Annotated in this window: 18 protein-coding genes and 1 tRNA gene; 9 read left to right on the top strand and 10 right to left on the bottom strand. The window is 41.7% G+C overall.

Annotated elements, in window-relative coordinates; translation table 11 throughout:
- Positions 1–122: 122 nt before the first annotated feature.
- Both G563_RS0125680 and G563_RS0125675 read right to left on the bottom strand, forming a co-directional pair.
- Entirely contained in the window at positions 123–1778 is a 1656-nt protein-coding gene (locus tag G563_RS0125680; protein ID WP_028667853.1) for a TonB-dependent receptor, read from the bottom strand.
- Between the two features lie 41 nt (positions 1779–1819).
- Complete coding sequence (locus G563_RS0125675; RefSeq protein ID WP_028667852.1) at positions 1820–4837, bottom strand: tetratricopeptide repeat protein; 3018 nt, start codon at positions 4835–4837, stop codon at positions 1820–1822.
- 788 nt (positions 4838–5625) lie between these two features.
- Between G563_RS0125675 and rpsT the strand changes: the two genes are divergently transcribed.
- The 4 genes from rpsT to G563_RS0125655 all read left to right on the top strand — a co-directional run bounded on the left by rpsT (position 5626) and on the right by G563_RS0125655 (position 9066).
- Positions 5626–5892 carry a 30S ribosomal protein S20 gene (gene rpsT, locus G563_RS0125670; protein WP_028667851.1) on the top strand — a complete coding sequence of 89 codons (267 nt, stop codon included), beginning with the start codon at positions 5626–5628 and terminating at the stop codon, positions 5890–5892.
- Between the two features lie 238 nt (positions 5893–6130).
- Positions 6131–7396, top strand: coding sequence for a beta-propeller fold lactonase family protein (locus tag G563_RS0125665; RefSeq protein ID WP_028667850.1), 1266 nt, complete (start codon positions 6131–6133; stop codon positions 7394–7396).
- Between the two features lie 102 nt (positions 7397–7498).
- Positions 7499–8323: a purine-nucleoside phosphorylase gene (locus tag G563_RS0125660; protein WP_037328217.1), complete on the top strand. Its 825-nt coding sequence runs from the start codon at positions 7499–7501 to the stop codon at positions 8321–8323.
- Between the two features lie 203 nt (positions 8324–8526).
- Positions 8527–9066, top strand: coding sequence for a DUF6580 family putative transport protein (locus G563_RS0125655; RefSeq protein WP_028667848.1), 540 nt, complete (start codon positions 8527–8529; stop codon positions 9064–9066).
- Between the two features lie 56 nt (positions 9067–9122).
- Here the strand turns inward: G563_RS0125655 and G563_RS0125650 are convergent, their stop codons facing one another.
- On the bottom strand, positions 9123–10013 hold the full coding sequence (locus tag G563_RS0125650) for a 1-aminocyclopropane-1-carboxylate deaminase/D-cysteine desulfhydrase (RefSeq protein ID WP_084650981.1): 891 nt from the start codon (positions 10011–10013) through the stop codon (positions 9123–9125).
- A gap of 78 nt (positions 10014–10091) precedes the next feature.
- On the opposite strand from G563_RS0125650, the gene G563_RS35890 reads away from it, so the two are divergent.
- On the top strand, positions 10092–10913 hold the full coding sequence (locus G563_RS35890) for a LolA family protein (RefSeq protein ID WP_037328215.1): 822 nt from the start codon (positions 10092–10094) through the stop codon (positions 10911–10913).
- Positions 10914–10955: 42 nt separating this feature from the next.
- On the opposite strand, the gene G563_RS0125640 is transcribed toward G563_RS35890, so the two are convergent.
- Entirely contained in the window at positions 10956–11375 is a 420-nt protein-coding gene (locus G563_RS0125640; RefSeq protein ID WP_229598565.1) for a DUF4783 domain-containing protein, read from the bottom strand.
- Between the two features lie 119 nt (positions 11376–11494).
- Between G563_RS0125640 and G563_RS0125635 the strand changes: the two genes are divergently transcribed.
- Positions 11495–11992 (top strand): phosphoribosyltransferase family protein, encoded by a 498-nt coding sequence (locus G563_RS0125635; protein ID WP_028667845.1) that lies wholly within the window; start codon positions 11495–11497, stop codon positions 11990–11992.
- 47 nt (positions 11993–12039) lie between these two features.
- Here the strand turns inward: G563_RS0125635 and G563_RS0125630 are convergent, their stop codons facing one another.
- Complete coding sequence (locus tag G563_RS0125630) at positions 12040–12366, bottom strand: heavy metal-binding domain-containing protein (protein WP_028667844.1); 327 nt, start codon at positions 12364–12366, stop codon at positions 12040–12042.
- A 118-nt stretch (positions 12367–12484) separates the two neighbouring features.
- On the opposite strand from G563_RS0125630, the gene G563_RS0125625 reads away from it, so the two are divergent.
- On the top strand, positions 12485–13327 hold the full coding sequence (locus tag G563_RS0125625) for a sugar phosphate isomerase/epimerase family protein (protein WP_028667843.1): 843 nt from the start codon (positions 12485–12487) through the stop codon (positions 13325–13327).
- 6 nt (positions 13328–13333) lie between these two features.
- On the opposite strand, the gene G563_RS0125620 is transcribed toward G563_RS0125625, so the two are convergent.
- The gene (locus G563_RS0125620; RefSeq protein ID WP_028667842.1) at positions 13334–14968 is read right to left on the bottom strand and encodes a glycerol-3-phosphate dehydrogenase/oxidase; all 1635 of its coding nucleotides are present in this window, start codon (positions 14966–14968) and stop codon (positions 13334–13336) included.
- 40 nt (positions 14969–15008) lie between these two features.
- Positions 15009–16172, bottom strand: coding sequence for a galactokinase (locus tag G563_RS0125615; RefSeq protein WP_028667841.1), 1164 nt, complete (start codon positions 16170–16172; stop codon positions 15009–15011).
- Positions 16173–16310: 138 nt separating this feature from the next.
- Between G563_RS0125615 and G563_RS0125610 the strand changes: the two genes are divergently transcribed.
- Positions 16311–16384, top strand: a tRNA-Arg gene (locus tag G563_RS0125610).
- 496 nt (positions 16385–16880) lie between these two features.
- Complete coding sequence (locus G563_RS0125605; protein ID WP_028667840.1) at positions 16881–17306, top strand: hypothetical protein; 426 nt, start codon at positions 16881–16883, stop codon at positions 17304–17306.
- 66 nt (positions 17307–17372) lie between these two features.
- Here the strand turns inward: G563_RS0125605 and G563_RS0125600 are convergent, their stop codons facing one another.
- The 3 genes from G563_RS0125600 to G563_RS35885 all read right to left on the bottom strand — a co-directional run bounded on the left by G563_RS0125600 (position 17373) and on the right by G563_RS35885 (position 19104).
- On the bottom strand, positions 17373–18236 hold the full coding sequence (locus G563_RS0125600; RefSeq protein WP_028667839.1) for a hypothetical protein: 864 nt from the start codon (positions 18234–18236) through the stop codon (positions 17373–17375).
- Positions 18237–18605: 369 nt separating this feature from the next.
- Entirely contained in the window at positions 18606–18830 is a 225-nt protein-coding gene (locus tag G563_RS0125595; RefSeq protein WP_028667838.1) for a hypothetical protein, read from the bottom strand.
- A 61-nt stretch (positions 18831–18891) separates the two neighbouring features.
- Entirely contained in the window at positions 18892–19104 is a 213-nt protein-coding gene (locus tag G563_RS35885) for a hypothetical protein (protein WP_051211202.1), read from the bottom strand.
- Positions 19105–19244: the final 140 nt, after the last annotated feature.

Below are 19244 nucleotides of genomic sequence, written 5' to 3'. Positions count from 1 at the left end.
GAAACAGTTTATGGGGATTTGGGTACTAAGGTAGAACTTCGTTCCTAAAAAAGCAAGGGCATTATCCTAATCTTTCACAAATTAAGGATAATGCCCTGATTATGTTGGATCTATATTTTAGCCTAAAACTGAAACGACAAACCTGCCAAGAAGTTGAGTCCTTGTTGTGGATAGTACAGATAACGTTCGTAGTTTTTTCCTAAGAGGTTGTTGATAGACGCAAATACCGAAAAATTACGGGTCAGTAAATAATCAATCTTTAGGTTTAGGTCAACAATAGGTTTTAGATTGACAGTAGTAGCGGTGACAAAATTTTTGTTTTTGAGTCCTCCGATGTAATAGGCATCGATGGTAGCAAACATTTTTTTGCTGAATACAAAAGAATTGTTCCACGTCAGCGTCGTACGAGGACGTCCCCAAGGAGCCTCCAAACGTTTGATTCCATAATCATAAAAATCGCCCCGCAAAGTCGAACGTACGATGTTTTTGTATTGGTATCCCACCTGCGCCGAAACCGTCAGAACTTTAATATAATCAGCGTCATACACTACCGCAAACTTAGTGGTGTCTAGCCAATCGTTGTTGAAGCCGTAGAAATTTTTAAAAGTAGCATAAGACACTTTTCCTTCAAATTGAAAACTTGGCCCTAACTCTCCTTTCAAGCCACCATAAATATCACGGCTTTTCTCGGTGTTTGCGATGGTTACATTGGGGCCTAGCCAACGATTCTCTCCCAACAATGACCGCAGGGTATTTCGATTGATATCCCCACCATAACCCGCAAATAAATGCACCCCGCTAAAAGGCACAGCATCCACTTCTATCTGAGGAAAGCCGATAGAGCGGTTGATATTGAGACGGTCGTCGGTTTCGTTGACCGCTTTGAAAGCCGCCATTACCGTAAAAGCATCAAAAGCAAACTTGAAAGCAGGCTTTACACTGTATAAATTCCGTTTGAAGGTTTCGGCATCAGTCCGTTGTGAAATGTAGGCATCGGCCTGTAAGATGGCAAAAATATTTTCGGTAATTGGAATAGTGCCCGAAAAATTGGTTCCCCAATCGGTTTCGGCAGCATCGTATCGGTCACTCAGGCGATAAAGTGAGGTTTTGAGCGAATAGTCGATGAATTTGCTGTTGTCGATGTTGTCAAAACCAACCTGTAAACCTACTGTATTAATCGTCTGACGGAAGCTATCACGATTGAGTTCGGGATTGCGATTGGCGTAGAAATAATAGTTGTCGCGATCATAAAAAACGGTCCCTCCCAATTTGAATGTTCCAGCCAAGTATTGTCCATTGAGTTTAAGACGGTTTTCGCTGTTAGCAGAATTTTTGGCATCTACGGGTCCTGTCTGGTTAGAAAGGTGTTTGAAATGAATATCGTAAGACAAATCTTCGAGCTGATTTCCGAAAAACCCTTCCCCGTAAAGTTTGCCATAATTACCGCCGCCGAGTTTGGCATAGTTGTTAAGATTGCCATCTTCTTCGGCTTTTTTCCCGCCATCCACTGGCAATACACTAGGGGTCATTTTGGGCGTTCCTAAGGTAAGTTTAGGCGTTCGAAACTCATAATTGAGTTTACGGTCGTCTTCTTCATTGGTAAAAGGCTGGATTTTGTTGTAAAGTCGATTGGCAGGAGGTAGCTCAATTTTTTTCCTTTTTTCTATTTCAAAAGTTTGACTATCAATCTCTCCCGTGGGCTTTTGTGCCAAAGCCACCGGAGAAAAAGCCTGAATGAATACGTAAGCAAATAAAAGAGAGACGGTTATTTTTTTCATGATATGAGGACTCAAGATAAACAAATAGAAAAAGGGATTCGTTACTGCAAAGCGGCTAGCTTGGTTTTGGCCAACTCCACAGCCTCTGTATCATCAGAATTTTCGATGACCGACTGGAGGGTCGCTTTGGCTTGGTCAGGGTCTTTAAGACCTACGTACACATCGGCCAACAAAATAAAGGCCCGTACTCGCCAGCGCTCATAGTCTGCAAATTGCTTATTGAGCTCCATGATGGCTGCCTGAGCATCTTTGTATTTTTCTTGGCGATATAGCCCCTGCGCTATCCAGTATTTAGCTTCTGCCCCAAACTCATCTTTGTTGGCCGCTGCTATTTTCTTAAATTCGGCATCGGCATTCTTATAATCTTCTTTTTCTAAATAGACCTTCGCAGTTTGCAATTGTGCTTTTTTGGTAGAACCTGGGATGACATCTCCGGCATTCATCACTTCTTTGGCAAAATACAAAGTTGAGTCGTATTTTTTCATCGCAAAATAGGTGTCCATCAGACGCATCAAGCCCGTCACTCGGTCAGCTTTGCTATCAGACTGAGCGTACATTACATAATAGCTACGCACCGCTTGAGGGTAATTTTGCTGCTGCGCCTCAATATCCCCCGCTCTAAGAGCAGCTTTGGGCGTAAATCTCGCATCAGATTCTTCCATGACCATCCTAAACAATTTGAGCGCATTGGTAAGGTCATTGGAGCGATAATAACTTTCACCACCTAAATACCGCGCTTCGGTACCTGACTTGCTGTTTGGATAATCGCGAATAAAAGTTTGTAATGCCTTAATAGCCTGCGGATATTTCCCGTCGGCATACAAGCCTTTCGCAGTTTCGAATTCCAGTTTTTCGGTTTCGGTGCTTTGCGGATTTTTACGCTTATAATCGCTCAATATTTCCCCCATTTCTTCGGTGCGGCCGGCATTTTCGAGGGTAGCTTGTAAGCCAAGCAAAGCTTCTTTGGCGGCAGGAGCATCCGAAAATTCGCTCAAAATGCGTTTATAATCGCGAATCGATTCTTCATAGACCTGAATATTGTTGTAGGCCAATGCCCTTTTGAGAAGAGCAGGTGGCACTAAGTAGCTGCGCGGCTTGTCTTTTATTAAGCGAGTATATGCCCGGATAGCCGCCTGGTAATTGCTACGTGTCAAGTCAATATTGGCCGATTGAAACAAAGCATCATCGGCATAACGAGACGTTGGAAACTGAGCAATCACTTTGTCAAACTGAGCCTTTGCCTCCACGTCTTTTTCTTGATAAGTCAAAATCAATCCTTTTTGATAAAGCGCATAATCGCGGTCAATGCGTCCGTCGTTTACGGCTTTATCATACAAAGCCATGGCTTGGGCGTAGTTTTTGTCGGTCAAATAGGAGTCTGCCATCCTAATAGTAGCATCTTCTAGCGTTTGGGGTTCACCTACTCCTTTGCCTTTGTTGACATACTGCTGAAAATTCGTTAGCGCATTTTTATAATCTTTGGTGTTGTAATAAGCATACCCCAACGAGTAAAGACTCCGAATGCCATAAGGAGAATTAGCACTGCTTCGGATGAGTTGATTATAGAGCGGAATGGCTTCACCGTAGCGATTGAGGGCCGAAAATGCTTCACCCTTCTGAAAGATTGCCGCCTGTTCGATGTTTCTATCGGGGGTATATTTGAGCGATTTATCGAAATTAACAATCGCTTGGGCATAGCGTTCGGCATTAAAATCAGCAATCCCCAAATTCATGGTTTGTCGTTGATAAGCTGCTTTAGTAGGCTCGTCTAGTTTTTTAAGGTTTTCTATATAAGCCACCGCAGCGGCACTGTTGTTGGATTTAGTTAGGGATAAAATGGCTAACTTATTGGCTTCTTCTTCAAAAGAGCTATTAGGGTATGCTTTGATAAAATCCTGCATTTCTTTGAACGCTGCCGAATAGTTGTTAAGCTCCAACTGTACCTTGGCGTGATTGAAAGTAGCTTCTTCTTGTATGATAGGATTAAATTTGAGTTTTGAGGCATTGTCAAAAGCGGTGAGTGCTGCCTGAGGGTTTTTATTTTGTAACTGGCTAATCCCCAAGAAATAAGAGCCAAACTGACCCGTAGTATCTTTGCGCGTAGCCACTACCTTGAGCTGGTCAATCGCTCCGGCATAATTACCCGTTTTGAAAAGCGAATGTCCAAACCTAAACTGCACTGGAGCGGGCATGGCAGCTTCTCGCCCTTTAAATTGGAAATACTGACCATAATACTTAGCCGCCTCGGCATAATCGCCACGGGCATACAACACCTCAGCCGCGTACAGTGCTACATCATTGAGTTTTACACCTCCTCCTTGCGACCGACGAAGCAAAGGCTCCGCATACGCAAGCAGCTCATCGTAGCGCTCTGCTTGATACAGAGAAGATACAATCCAATTGGGAATATCAGCCTTGTACTGGGGATGGTTTTCGATACTCTTAAAACTACGGTAGGCATCGGTGTATTTAGCGTTTTGATACTGAATCACCCCTGCATAATAAGCTGCCGGTGCAAAATAATCGCTGGTGGCATCGCGCTGTACTTCCGCAAAATACTTGAGGGCCGGAGTGTACTGCCTTGTACTATAATAAGAAAGTCCCAATTTATAGCGCGTCTCGGTAGCAGTATAATAGTTGGAACTACGATCCAAAGCCTTAGTAAGATAGGTAATAGCATTTTGATAATCCTGACGGTCAAAATAATATTTCCCCAAATCGCTATAAATCACGGCTGCTTTGGGATGCTCGGGGTGATTGCGCACAAAACGGTCTACCGCAAGCTCTGCTTCAGGGGCATCTGCATAAAGCGCACACAAAGTAGTGTAATACTCCGCCGTGACGGCCGTATAATCATTGGTATTGAGCAATGCAGGACGCTTTTCTAGATAATACCTGAATTCTTGCTTTGCAGCAGCATAGTTCGATTTTTCAAAAAGCTCGACCCCGTTTCTGAAGTGAACATCTGCTTCGGTATAACCTAGGGTATTTTGGGCTTGTAAACCCGTACATAACAGCAAACTGAGAGAGAATGCACAAAGGCTGCGTTTAAAAAACATGGTAGGAAATATGGTTTCTTTCGAGTACGAAATACTATTCACTAACTAAATGTACTGGTCAGAAATTGGTTTATATGATTTTTTACTAAAATTTTCACAAAAAAATCGAAAAACAAATCACTTCCAACGTATTAACCAAAATGAATATTGAATACTGCTAGGATGACTCGTAAGGAAGGGCAAGGATTCTTTAATAAAAAGCGCTAATCCTCAGCAGCTTTGCCTCCCATAAGCCCCGAAGGGCTCACAATTATATTCTCTGACACATTCTTCCCCTCTTTAACGCTCCCTCCCTAATTCTGCCAAACAACGAAAAACCTATCCTAAAACGTATACAATTTTCATTTTAATCACTACGTGTTACCTCATAAAGGAGAACTTCCCCTTTTTCTTATGTGCAAATTACCAATCCCTTTCTTATCCTTACTTTAGTTGATATCAATCAACCACCCCACTCAAGCGCATTTCAAAGGGTACTTCCAAACAGTAACGCAAAAGCTTCGGTGTTTTTATGTAGGTCTAATTCATTGATTTTTAATGAACAAATCATATCAGACAACAATTAACGATTAACTACCAAGCAGTCCCGTTGTACTTTGACACTTAAGGTACTACAAGATGTTTGTAATCACTCAAAAATCAACTTGAACGATGGGTTAGTCATTGTTTCTCTTCTATTTACTAGAAAATCACACATAATTTCAAGAAATACAGTTGTTTTTCTCGTTGAAAGCTATTATTTTTGCGCTCCTTTTGTTGAACAATACATTATTTTTTTCAATATAACAATGGCAAATCACAAGTCAGCATTAAAAAGAATTCGGGCCAACGAAACCAAACGCCTTAGAAACCGTTACCAACACAAAACTACTCGTACAATGGTACGTAAGTTGCGTGATACCAAAGACCAAGTTGTAGCTTCAGAACTATATAAAACAGTATCGTCAATGTTGGATAGATTGGCTAAGAAAAACATCATCCACAAAAACAAAGCTGGTAACTTGAAGTCAAAATTAGCAAAGCATGTTAACCGTTTATCGGTTGCAACAGCCTAGTTTCAAAACCACATAAAAAAAACCTTTGAAGATACTCTTCAAAGGTTTTTTTTATGCCTATACCTTTAGGTATTCCCCCTTAAATATCCAATTTTAGCGACTATTATTTCTCCTTTGTATCCCATTTTTATCGATAAAAAACCTTAAAAACTCGGCTTTTTAAAGGTTTTTTTCGTATCTATGCAGAATTAACCAATTTTTAATCGTTTGTTAAACCTAAAAACCACCGCACAAATCCATGAAAAAATTGAGTGCAGCATTTGGGATAGCTCTACTAAGTACCACCGCTATCTTTGCCCAAAAACCCACCATTGAGTTCAATGCCAAAGGTATTCTTTCACTATCTGATGGCGATATGGCAGCCTCTGCTGTTGTGGATGGAAAACTCTTAAAAGAAACGGGAGTAAAAGATGCGTTGACCATCTATCCCTTACCTCTCAAACTCGGTCAAGAAGAAGGTTCTTCTCCCGTCCCTAACTCCGCGATTGGCTGGACACGCAACGTAGCCTTTACCTCTGACAATCGTTTTGCTTACGTACTCGAAACACGCGGACAAACAGCTGACAGCGCCAAAGTACTCAAAAATGTGGCGACCGATCTCCCCGAAGGTAGCAATTTGTACATCGTCGATATTTCCAACCTTACTAAGCCTTCGGCTCGTAAAGCGCCCATTGGCAAAAACCCCCTCGCTATCGATATTTTGGGCAGCAATGCCGTTATTACTTCCGAAGAAACGGGCAAAGAACTTCGTTTGCTCGAAATCGGAACCGGTGGCTTACCTACTCGTAACGTAGCCATTCCTCTCCCCCTACAAAACGCCCGTGCTACTGACGTAGCATGGCATCCAGAGGGAGAGTTTATTGCGATTACGGTCGAAGAAACCAAAGAAATTTGGCTTTACAAAGTAAAACGTAATCCCCAAGGCAAAGTGGCAACCTTTGAAGCATTTGGCACGCCCGCCAAACTCTCAGGAAAACCTGGCACAGGGGCATTTACGCCTGATGGCAACTTCTTCTTAGTCGCTGATTTAAAAGACGGAGCCTCTGCTAGTGAAATAGCGGTAGTCCAGTTCAATACCAAAACCGAAGACCCTAAAGCTGCGGAGCATAAAGTAATAGGTCAAGTAGCAGTAGGTGTAGGTGCAGAGAGCTTCTCTATCAGCCCTGACGGTGCCTTGGTAGTCGTTGCCAACAAAAATGGTTCGGCCCAACCTTGGAGTGGCAATGTAAGCAAAGCCTCTGTATCTCTGTTGACACTATCAAAAGAAGGAGCACTTGCAAAAGTAGCGGACTACGAAATAGACGGGATTGCCCCTGAAAGCATCGTGTTTGACAAAACTGGCGATAACGTAGCCGTTTCTCTTTATGAATACTTCGACTATGGTCGTCGTGACGGTGGTATCGAATTTTTCAAAGTAACCAAAGGGGGTACACCTGCTCTTACCAAACAAGCTGCCAAAATCAGCGCTCCTAAAGGATGTCATACGGTCAAAATCATCCCTTGATGATGACTGTTTGTTCTCCCTTTAGTCAAACGATAAAACCGCTCTCCTAAGGAGCGGTTTTATCGTTATATTTGCCCAAGTATCTATATCAATTCATTGACTATGTCACTACAAGCCATCCACGAAGCTACTGCTTACCTCCAAACTGCTACCGACCATTTCGAACCTCACATCGGCATTATATTAGGAACAGGTCTAGGCGCTCTCGTCAACGACATCGACATTGCTTACAGTATCAGCTACGATAGCATTCCTCATTTTCCCGTATCGACCGTAGAGTCTCATAGTGGTCGCTTGATTTTTGGAACTCTTAGCGGCAAAAAAGTGATTTGTATGCAAGGGCGGTTTCATTATTATGAAGGCTATTCTATGCAGCAAGTAACCTTGCCCGTGCGTGTCATGAAACTGTTAGGCATTGATTTACTGATAGTTTCCAACGCCGCAGGTGGTCTCAATCCAGCTTTCAGCGTCAGTGATTTGATGATCATAAATGACCATATCAGCCTTTTTCTACCAGAAAATCCACTCAGGGGAACCGAACTGGTAAACCTAGGTGATCGTTTTCCTGACATGAGTGAGCCATATTCCCTAAGTTTGATTGAAAAAGCTACTCAGATACTCCAATCCGAAGGAATCGCTAGCCACAGCGGTACTTATGCCAGCGTGACAGGTCCTCAGCTAGAAACCAAAGCCGAATACCGAATGTTAAGAATGCTCGGAGCAGATGCCGTAGGAATGAGTACCGTCCCTGAGGTAATCGTTGCAAGGCATATGAATTTGGAAGTTTTTGGCGTATCAGTCATCACAGACATGTGTATTCCAGAAACTTTAGAAAAAGCTGAAATTCAAAAAATACTGGCCGCCGCCGCAAAAGCAGAGCCTCATATGACTTTTTTGATTAAATCATTACTAGCCGAAATACCCTAAATACCCACTACAAAAAACCGACTAAAATCCCCTTTGTTTAACTATCTTAAGGATTAGTTCAGTATTTGTCATTTTTTTTAGTGTTTTTTTGACACATTACTTGGAAAATTGCCAATTATCATTTTATCTTTACACCGTAGTTCTGTTAAGAACTTGTACTCAACCAAATTCTAACATTATTGAGAGAATATTTTACCGCAGTCATGAATTCAGGTTTATCGAGATTTACTACCGTGGCTATGCTTATTTTATTAGCCGCTGCTTCTCGGGTAGTGCCGCATCCTTTCAACTTCACTCCTATCGGAGCTATGGCTTTGTTTGGCTCGGCTTATTTTAACCGCAAGTCTCTTGCATTCGTGATTCCTATGCTGGCAATGCTCCTAAGTGATGCAATCATCGGTAATCCTTCTCTTCCTTCGTATGTTTCTTTTGCTTTGATTACAGTATTAGGTTTTGTACTTTTGAAGAAAGTAACACCTACAAGAATTGTAACAGCAAGTTTACTTGCTTCTACGTTGTTTTTTTTAGTGACAAATTTCTTTGTCTGGTATAACGGTACTTTTTATCCCCAAAATTGGCAAGGATTGATAGCATGTTATGTGGCTGGTCTTGCATTTTATCAATCTACATTTTTTGGAAATCTGTTTTTCAACACTATCATGGGAGATTTGTTTTACTGTAGTGTCCTATTTGGTAGTTTTTATTTTATCCAACGATTTGCTTTCAAGCCCAGTGTGGCATAAAAATATTTGTTTTCATGGCTGTTAATAGGTAGACAAATAGCCCCGAGATTTCGGGGCTATTTTCTTTTTCCTTGTAATCCTCCCGTATGCAAACCTACGAGTGTATCTCCCCGGCGAAAAAAGCCTTTTTTTACTAAATCATAAATACCAAACATCATTTTGCCGGTATATACCTCCTCCAATGGAATACCCGTTTGATTTTCAAAAGATTTGACAAAATCCAAGAGCAGGTCATTGGTCCGTCCATAACCCCCAAAATGGTAATCATTCATTATTTCTAGATTACTAACATTAGTTGAGAGATAGCTCCCAATCATGTTTTTAACCACCTCCGAACTCAATTTCAAACTTGGAAAAACCAACACTTTGGTATCTGCATCCGTAGCAAGCCCGGCGGCAGTAGCTCCCGTCCCAAAAGCGGTACACATATAGTGAATGGGAGCATTGAGTTGCTGCTTGATTTCTAACATTACTTCAGACATTCCCAAAACTGCCAAGTGATTTGACCCACCTTCGGGCAATACATAACATCCATTGCCATACATAGCCGCCAAGCCTGATTTATCTCGATATGCTTCACGACTTACAAAAATCAACTCCATACCAGAAGCTGCCGCAAATCGTAAGGTAGGATTGGCATCGGCCGACAATTCTTCTCCTCTAATGACTCCTATTGTCTGAAAGCCCATTTCTTTTCCAGCCGCCGCGACCGCTGCTATGTGATTTGAATAGGCTCCTCCAAACGTAAAAAGTGTTTTGAATCCAAGCCGCTCGGCTTCGATTAGATTATATTTTAATTTTCTCCACTTATTACCAGAGACTTCCGCATGAATAAGGTCGTCTCTTTTGATATAAAGTCGAATCCCTCTATCGACCAAAAAAGGGTCTTCGACGATTTGAAGTGGAGTTTGGGCGGTGTTTTCCCAAAATGTAGCGACAAGATTCACGGTAAAAATTGCATTTTATGTACATTTGTTCGTTTTCAACCCAAGTTTCAACAACTTTCACCTAATTGTCCAACAATCATGAAAAAAATAATTTTGAGTGCGATGTTTATCGGCCTAACCCTCTCCGTAACCGCACAAGACACCCCCACAGCCGATGCCATCATCGATAAGTACCTCAACGCTATTGGCGGAAAAGACGCCATCGCCAAAATCGAAGACATGACCATCGGCACTACTTCCGAAACCCAACGTGGCACCATGGAGATGGAAGTCAAAATCAAAAAGCCTAATAAGTTTTCTTCGGTTATATATATGATGGGCAACGAGGTCATGCGCTCCACCAGCGATGGTTCCAAAGTCGCTACCGTATCTGGTTTTGGAGGTAATACCAACGAACGCACCGCTGAAGGCAAAGACGCCATAGCGATGATTCTCCAAAATGTCCCTTTTCCTGAATTACTCTATGCCGAATATGGCGTACAAAAAACGGTCCTTGGCAAAGAAGCCCTAGATGGCAAAGATGCGTGGAAAGTAGAAATTGCAATCCCAGAAGGTCGTAAATGGAACGAATTTTTTGACGTGGAAAGCGGACTCAAAGTAAAACGCATGGCAAACATGGAAGGCATGCGCCCAGGTGGAGGTCAGCGCCCCGAAGGCCAACAACCCCCAAGTGGTGGTGGCAACGGCCCCGGTGGTGGTCAAAGAGGAGGTATGCGTGGAGGCATGGGAGGAGGTATGATGAATGCCACCCTGAGCAACTACAAAGAGATTAAAGATGGATTTGGGGTTAAGATTCCATTTACCCGCGAGCAAGGCAATGCACAATTTAGTTCTAAAGCGGAGGTATCGTCGGTAAAAGTCAACAAAGGAATTAAAGATAACACCTTCACAATCAAATAAAAGAGTAAACAAAATAGGCATCAATAATGATGCCTATTTTGTTTACTCTTTCTTAAAATGAAGGGTATTGATTAAATAATCATTTTTAGTTACCCTCATCAATATGTACACCTGAAACTTAACGCCATTGGTTGTTTGGTAAGTTCCAGTACAATATCTCACCTTAGAAGCTGTCCCCTGAAAGCCATATTTAAAGTCTTTTGGGGGATATTTTTTAAAAAATGACTTTAGAATCAACTCCGCTTGTTCATGCCTTACGCGTCTAAAATCGACCTTTTCAGCATCAATGACCAATTCCAAACTTCGTTCAAAATAATCAGCTAGCACACTCGCATTCCCATTCTTAAAGGAGCCTTTGATTTTTTCTGCAATTTCGACGTCTCGTGCAGTACTCCCTCCCATGAAGCTACATAGAGTTCCGCTGATTATCAACGTCAAGCATATTTTTTGAAAGATTCTCATGAGGAAATAACCATTTAGTGTTTGATTTCAAATAGTTGTTGGCTAAAATTGTGCCAAACTCGCGATTTTTTTTAAAATTGTGAGCCCATCTCATCTAGCTACTATAAATAACAGAACCTGTGCAGCAAGCCATTCTTACCCACAAACAAACATTGCAAAAAATCAAGCGAATTGCGTTTGAGATTTATGAACGCAACTTTGAAGAAAAACACATTATTTTGGCCGGAATTACGGGAGAAGGTTATGAAATGGCCCGTTTACTTCGCTCATTTATTGAAGGTATTTCCCAAATGGAAGTGACTCTGATGCTCATTAACCTCAACAAAGAACATCCTCATACGGCTCCTATTCAATTCAACATCGACAAAACAATGCTTGCCGGAAAGGCGATTGTGGTAGTCGACGACGTCTTAAATACGGGACGAACCCTAGCTTATAGCTTAGCGCCTTTTTTGGGAGTCGCGCTCAAGCGCCTACAAGTGGCGGTGATGGTCAATCGTGGGCATCACTCTTTTCCTATTTCGGCTGACTATGTAGGGTATTCGCTGAGTACCACCCTCAGTGAGCACATCCATGTCAAACTCACTGGCGACGAAATCGGAGTATACTTGAGTTAGAAAAAGGGGAGAGCCTTATACGTCTCTCCCTCTATGTGAAGATTTTTTCAGGGCTCTTCAAAAATAATAGCGGTACCATTGGCACTGACCATCAGCATAGAACCATTACCTCCTATTGTTTGATAATCAAGGTCTACCCCAATGATAGCGTTAGCTCCCAAACGTTGAGCTTGCTCAATCATCTCTTTGAGTGCAATGCTTTTGGCTTCGCGCAATCCCTGCTCGTAGGCTCCCGATCGACCGCCAACGACATCTCTGACACCTGCAAAAAAGTCTTTGACTAAATTAGCACCAATGATTGCCTCGCCGTTGACCAAGCCGATATACTGCAAAATTTTTTTCCCTTCGATGTTGTTAGTAGTTGTGATAAGCATGAGAGTTTAGCGAATGAGAATGGTTTAAAGTCGTCGCAATATTATTTATATCGGGGCATTGTTCGATAGAAAACAGGAACAACGGTCTTTGTAATGTACCAACACTGAAAATTTATCCATGAATATGCGCCTCATCCGTACATTTATACTCGGTATCCTGCTCTCTGCCTTTTATATGAGTAATGCACAAGCCCCCAAAATAGCCGTACAATTGTACAGTTTCAGAACACAATTGGCCAAAGATGTACCTACTACACTGGCTAAATTAAATACAATGGGTGTAAAATACGTAGAATTAGCGGGAACTTACGGCAAAACTATCCCAGAATTTTTGGCTCTCCTCCAACAATTTAATCTTACTCCCATAGGAAGTGGGGCAGATTTTGCGGACTTAGCTACTCAGCCCGAAAAAGTAGCCAAAGACGCCAAAGCTCTGGGTGTGAAGTACGTAGTTTGTTTTTGGATTCCGCACGAAGGCGATGATTTTAACATAGGACACGTTCAGAAAGCCACGGAGGTTTTTAACAAGGCTGGCAAAATCTTACGCGAACAAGGCATTACGTTCTGCTATCATCCTCATGGATATGAATTTCGTCCTTATGGAAAAAGTACGCTGTTTGACGAATTAGCCCAAAAACTAGACCCCCAATACGTAAACTTTGAAATGGATACGTACTGGATTAAACACCCAGGACAAGACCCCGTAGCGATGCTCAAAAAATATCCCAATCGCTTTCCACTGCTACACTTAAAAGACCGAAAAATCGGGACAGTTGGCAATCAAAATGGGCGAACCGACGTCGAAACCAATGTCACCCTTGGTACGGGCGACATCGACATCAGCTCTATCATGAAAGTAGCTTCTAAAATCGGTGTCGAGTACGCAATCATCGAAGATGAGTCCTCTCGCTCCGAAACGCAAGTTCCTCAGAGTTTAGCTTTTCTTCAAAAACTCAAATAGGCTATTTTATTTAACCGCTGTATTCACAAAAAAAGCTATCTGTTGGTAATAATCCGCCACTTGACTTTCTTTTTGGGCAGGCGTCCAGCCAAGTTCCTGCGCCATCAAATCAGCAACTACTTGGATAGCTTCTTGAGCAGCTTCCCAATCCATGATTTCGAGACGCATCCTACGAGCCAGCACGTCGCGTATTGTGAGCGCCATTTCCTCTCTTACTTGATAGATCACTTCGGCTTGGATGAAGGGATACTTTTCGACCAAGCGTTGTGACCATCGGATATTTTCTTGCGTCAGACGTGCCACCTTATGCGCCCGACTTCCGTATTTTCGAATCAAATGTTTGGAGATGTCCTTGGCCAATCGATATACCATTTGGATTGTTTTCCAATCCTCAAACGCATAATCCTCCCCTCCTACTAGCACATGATTGGCCGTTTGGCAGGGGCGTTCTAGCCTCAACAATTCGCAGGTTTTGTCAATAGTATCTTTGGCCATGTACCGATAAGTAGTCCATTTACCTCCCAGCAAGCTCACCAAATTAGAATGCTCATCGTGCTCCACTTCATGGTCTCGGACAAGTTTTTTGGTAGATTTAGAATCACCCGCGGCCAACAAAGGTCGCAACCCACCAAAACCCGCTTTTACTTGGCTTTTGTCAGGGCGTTTGGCCAGATAAGGAGCCAACGTATCCAAAAGGAAATCAACCTCTTGGTCTTCTAAAATAGGCTCTGCCTCTAGATTTTTGTAATCGGTATCGGTAGTACCCAAGAGCAATTGGCCCTCAAACGGAATCGCAAATACCACCCGCCCGTCGCTCGTTTTGGGAATGAGCATGGCATCATTGCTTTTCAGGACTTCGTAGGGCAACACTACGTGTACGCCTTTGCTGGGACGAATCCGATGAGAAAGCGTAGGATTGGCTTTGAGTCGCACAAAATCCGCAAACGCTCCCGTACAATTGACAAAAATCTTGGCTTTGATTCCAAAAGACGAGTCAGACTCTAGCGGTTTGACTACCGCAGTGGTAAGTTTACCTGCATTGTCTCTTTCAAAATCAAGCAATTCAGTATAATTCACGATAGCCACTCCCGCTTCATCGGCTGCATGTGCCAAGGCCAAGCAGTAACGAGCATCATCAAGCTGACCATCAAAATACAAAACCGCACTATGAAGTTTTTTGGCATCCAAAGAAGGCATTCGCAGTAGGGTTTCCTTTTTACTCAACCAACGGCTTTTGGGCAAGGCATCGCCTTTGGCAAAAAAATCGTACATCCGTAGCCCAATGCTAAAGTAAAGCCCCTCCCACCAACTAAACACCGGCGTGAGCAAAGGCAAGGGGCGAGCTAAGTGGGGCGCATTTTGGAGCACAATCTGCCGCTCTTCCAACCCATGCCGTACTTGTTTGAGTTGCGCAAAATCAAAGTTCTTAAATGCTTGTTCCAAATACCGAACCCCTCCGTGGATGAGCTTGGTAGATTTGGACGAAGTCTCAGACGCAAAATCCTGTTTTTCGATCAGTGCCACCTTCAATCCTCGCAAGGCCGCATCCAACGCGCAGCCCGTTCCGCTTGCCCCTCCACCTATGATACAGATATCGAACGTTTCATTTTGTAATCTCTGGAGATTCAGGGAGCGTTTCATATATTATTAATCAACTGTAATTAGCGATAGACGGGCGAAGTTACCCTATTTTTTCGACTCCATTGGTAATCGTTACTACATAACTTACCAGCGGACGATGATATTGATTAAGATAAGCCGTAGAGATAGCTTCAATAAAATCTTCTACCTTTTCGGTATTGACGATATTGATCGAACATCCCCCAAATCCGCCCCCCATCATTCGGGCACCTATCACTCCCTCTAAGGTTTGAGCGGCCTCGACCAAAAAATCCAGTTCTACGCAGCTCACTTCGTAATCTTGGCTCAATCCCGCGTGGGTTTCGTACATTTTTTGTCCAAAGGCACCCAAATCACCGCGTTGTAAATCTTCACAAGCCGCCACCACGCGTTCGATTTCGCCAGTGACATAACGGCAACGACGGTAGACATTATCAGGCAAATCGTCGCGATGAGCTTCTACTTGGGCTAAACTTACCTCTCTTAGGCTCCGAATGCTGGGATAAAAGTTTTTTAAAATCGCCACCCCTTCCTCACACTCCTGACGGCGAGTATTGTAGGCCGACTCCGCCAAAGTATGTTTCACGCCCGAGTTGCAAAGTACAATGCGATAGTTTGTCAAATCAAACGGAAAATACTCATAGCTCAAATCACGGCAGTCGAGTCGAATCACTGATTGCTCCTTACCATGAATCGACGCAAACATGTCCATAATGCCGCACTGTAGCCCCGCAAAATGATGCTCGGCCAACTGTGCCGTCAAAGCCAAATCTAACCGACTGATATTCAAGCCAAATAACTCACTCAAGGCATAGCCCATACCACTCTCCACGGCTGCTGACGACGAAAGCCCAGCGCCGTTGGGTACATCGCCCCCAAAAGCCACCTCAAAACCTGAGGGAATCGTCAACCCCGCCGCTGAAAGCTCGCTCACCATGCCAATGAGGTAGTTGGCCCAACTAACGGAAGACTTTTGGACATTATCCAACGAAAACTCATAGGCTTGTTCCAAATCGGCGGCGTACAGCTTACAAAGGCGGTCGGGGCGTGCTCGGATAGCAAAATAGATGGCTTTGTCGATAGCCGCCGGAAGCACAAAACCGTCGTTGTAGTCAGTATGCTCGCCGATGAGATTGATACGACCCGGAGCACGTACGATAAGGGTGGGATTTTTGGCGTAAATGGCTTGGAATACGTCAGTTATTTTGTCGGGATAGATATTCACTCGCGATAAGATTAAAGTAAAATCATGTACAGCACTAAGACTGCAAAAATAGGGAGTTTGTGAAGGCAATTACAATTTTTTAAAAGAATGTTGTTAAAACTAAACAAAAACCTTACTTTTGCGCCACGTTAAGCGTTGGGTCCCGTAGCTCAGTTGGATAGAGCAACAGATTTCTAATCTGTCGGTCTTTGGTTCGAGTCCAAACGGGATCACCCGGATGTCACGTCCTGATACGTCCTACTACAAAAAAGTGCCTTAAACTTGGTTTTAAGGCACTTTTTGTGTTTTTTTGGTAGTACATCTCCCCTTTGATTGGCCAACGAATCCCAATAATCCATAATTGACCACCTACTGAAGAAGAAGTGTATTTTTTTACAAAAAAGTTATCAAGCGGTAAAATACTGGTTTTACGGTATTTTTTGGTGTTTTGCTTTTTTCTACTTTCGCGGGTATAGTTTCTTATGAAGATTGAAGTACCCTAGCCTCTAGCATCCATCCATTTCATTTTGACCAAGGTGACACCTTCACGGCTTATTTAGAATATTAGGTACAATGACGATCGCATCGAAATAGAGTTAGTCAATGAGACTTTGAAAATGAGATAGTTTAAGTGAAAATCGTAGAAAGAACATATTCGGTGGATTTTCAGGCAATAATTATTTTGACCACCTGAAAAACCACTAATTTTAAAACTAAAAACAGTAACCAATGGAATTGTATTTGACTTATAAAAGCCCAGAAAACAGGGAAATTAAAAATGCTCCCTCTATGCCCGAAATTGATTTTTTCAGAGAATTTATCAACGTTGCAGACGAAAAAGAAGTCAGACAATTGGCACTCGACTCAAATTTAGAAGAAAATGCTTTTGATTTTTTATTAAATGGAGAGGATTCAGTGGGTGGTGACTATGACTTAGACGACGAACAATTAGCATCAATGAAAGAAGAATATGGCGAAGATTTCGAAACAAATGATTACACTCCTGAATATCATTCAGCAGATAAAGTTTTAATCGCCATTGAATCTTTCATCAACCTACATCCAGAACATGAATTTTATAGAGATGAAATAAAAACATTTCTGAACTTTTGCATTGAAAATGACCTAAAAGTAACAAATTATTCAGGTTTCTAATTTGAAAATTTTTGAAAGTTTATCTAAAGACAGAATTCAATAATCTTAAAGTAGATTTTTGATAACTCACTCGTGATCTAATCCCACATAAGTACCTCCCGTTCTTATAAAAGGATATTGTAACGGGTCTAGATGTATTGGATTTGCTCTTTCAAAAACAGGACTAAACTCGTTATCATCTGTAGCTAAGGGCGTATGTTCTATATCGTAGACCCCAAGTACACTAAAACACTTCCCCTCTTTTAAAAACCCTCCATGCTGTACTCCCCCTCCAACTCTTGGGTCTTTCTTTGACTCTATTACCTCCCTTACTAATCTTAAAGGTTTAATCCCTTGCTTTGCTTTTAATATTTCTTCAGCAATATCTTTCCCAGAACCAAAACACTCTGTCCCATCTTTCTGGAGAATTTCTTTATAAAGAAATTTTGCCCTACCTACATTAGGCTCTTCAATATAAAAACAAAATGCTCTTTGCTTTTGCTCAACATGGCAATATCCAGTAACTACAAAATTGCTTTTAGCACGAGAACCTAGCACATTCCTAAGCTCAACAGTAACAAATTGATAGGAATGTCTAATAAGTTCCATGACACCCACCATAGATAAATCACTATGGTCACCCATAGGAAATAAAATATTGAGTTTAGAACTTATAAACTCTTTAATCGTATAAGCAAATACCGCACTTCCTGCTACACCTATTCCTAAACTATATTTTCGAAATTCATCTATATTAGGTATAGAAGGATGAATATAATTTTCAATTCTACCATCAACTAAATACCCTATCCCACCATTCCGGATAATTACATCAAACGAGAAAATTTTTATGCCAAAATCGAAACACTCGTCGTCTAAACCAAAACATATTCTTGAATCTGAACTAAGCGTAATGTCTCCATTTTTCCTATGGGCAACTATTAAAGTCATATATTACAAATTAAACAATGTGTTATCAACAAAATCACCAAAATTAAACTCACTACTGCAATCGAAATCTAGCCAAGGTTCAAGGAGCTCGGCTCATTTTTTCTTTCCACTAAGCTCCTAGAACCCCCAAATAACTATTCTAATTAATCAGTTATCATATAAACAATTTTACAAGAAGCAATCGAAAACCAATATCAAAATATTGGCAAACAGACACTTACACTCTATAACAAACCAAACATTAGTTATTCATTAGCTTGAAAAATATAGAATACAATATCAATAGCCTAAAACACATCGCGAACTGCCTACTTTCGGCTACACCCAAAGAAAACGACGACTTCAGAAAGCAAGTTTTTGGAGAATAAGTTAAAGTTTTTTTTTCAGTATCGAATGTTTTGTAGGATCATAATCTACGGGAATCATATCTGCAAAAAAACCCACACATCTATAATTCTCCACGACGGGGGCATTTTTCACTAAATTTCCCCAGTTATCATCTTTTTTTACAACCTGCGATACTACAATCGAATCACTTCCCTCATTACTTTCATAAAGGAAATCAACAAGAAAATATCCTAAAGAGTTATCCATAGAATGGTTAGAATGGTTTAAAATGGCTCAAAATACAATGAGGGCGTCTGTTGCGCCCCCTTTAATCAATCCTTTGCAGACGCTGAAAAGCTTCCTTTTTGGCTTTAATGTCTGTATTATTAAATATTTTAAAGTTTTCCCAGTCTACATAAGCGGTGTTACTAGATACATGTAAGTAAGGACGCATTCCAGCATTATCGAGCTCAGGAACATATACCACAGTAAGCGTGATACTTGGCTGATATTTCGGATAAAATGTTAACGTAAGTTTCATTCCCAATAACGTTACGAGTCATTTATTTAACAAGTTATGAAACTTTGATTATGAGACCAAGTTTTGGGAGTATAAAATGTTTGTAAGAATTCAGGATTAGATTCAAGAAAGTCGTAGTTGTAGTGAATATGCTCTTTAAA

The sequence above is a fragment of the Runella zeae DSM 19591 genome (assembly GCF_000423565.1).
Lineage (GTDB): Bacteria > Bacteroidota > Bacteroidia > Cytophagales > Spirosomataceae > Runella > Runella zeae.
This window is presented reverse-complemented; position numbering and strand designations above follow the sequence as displayed.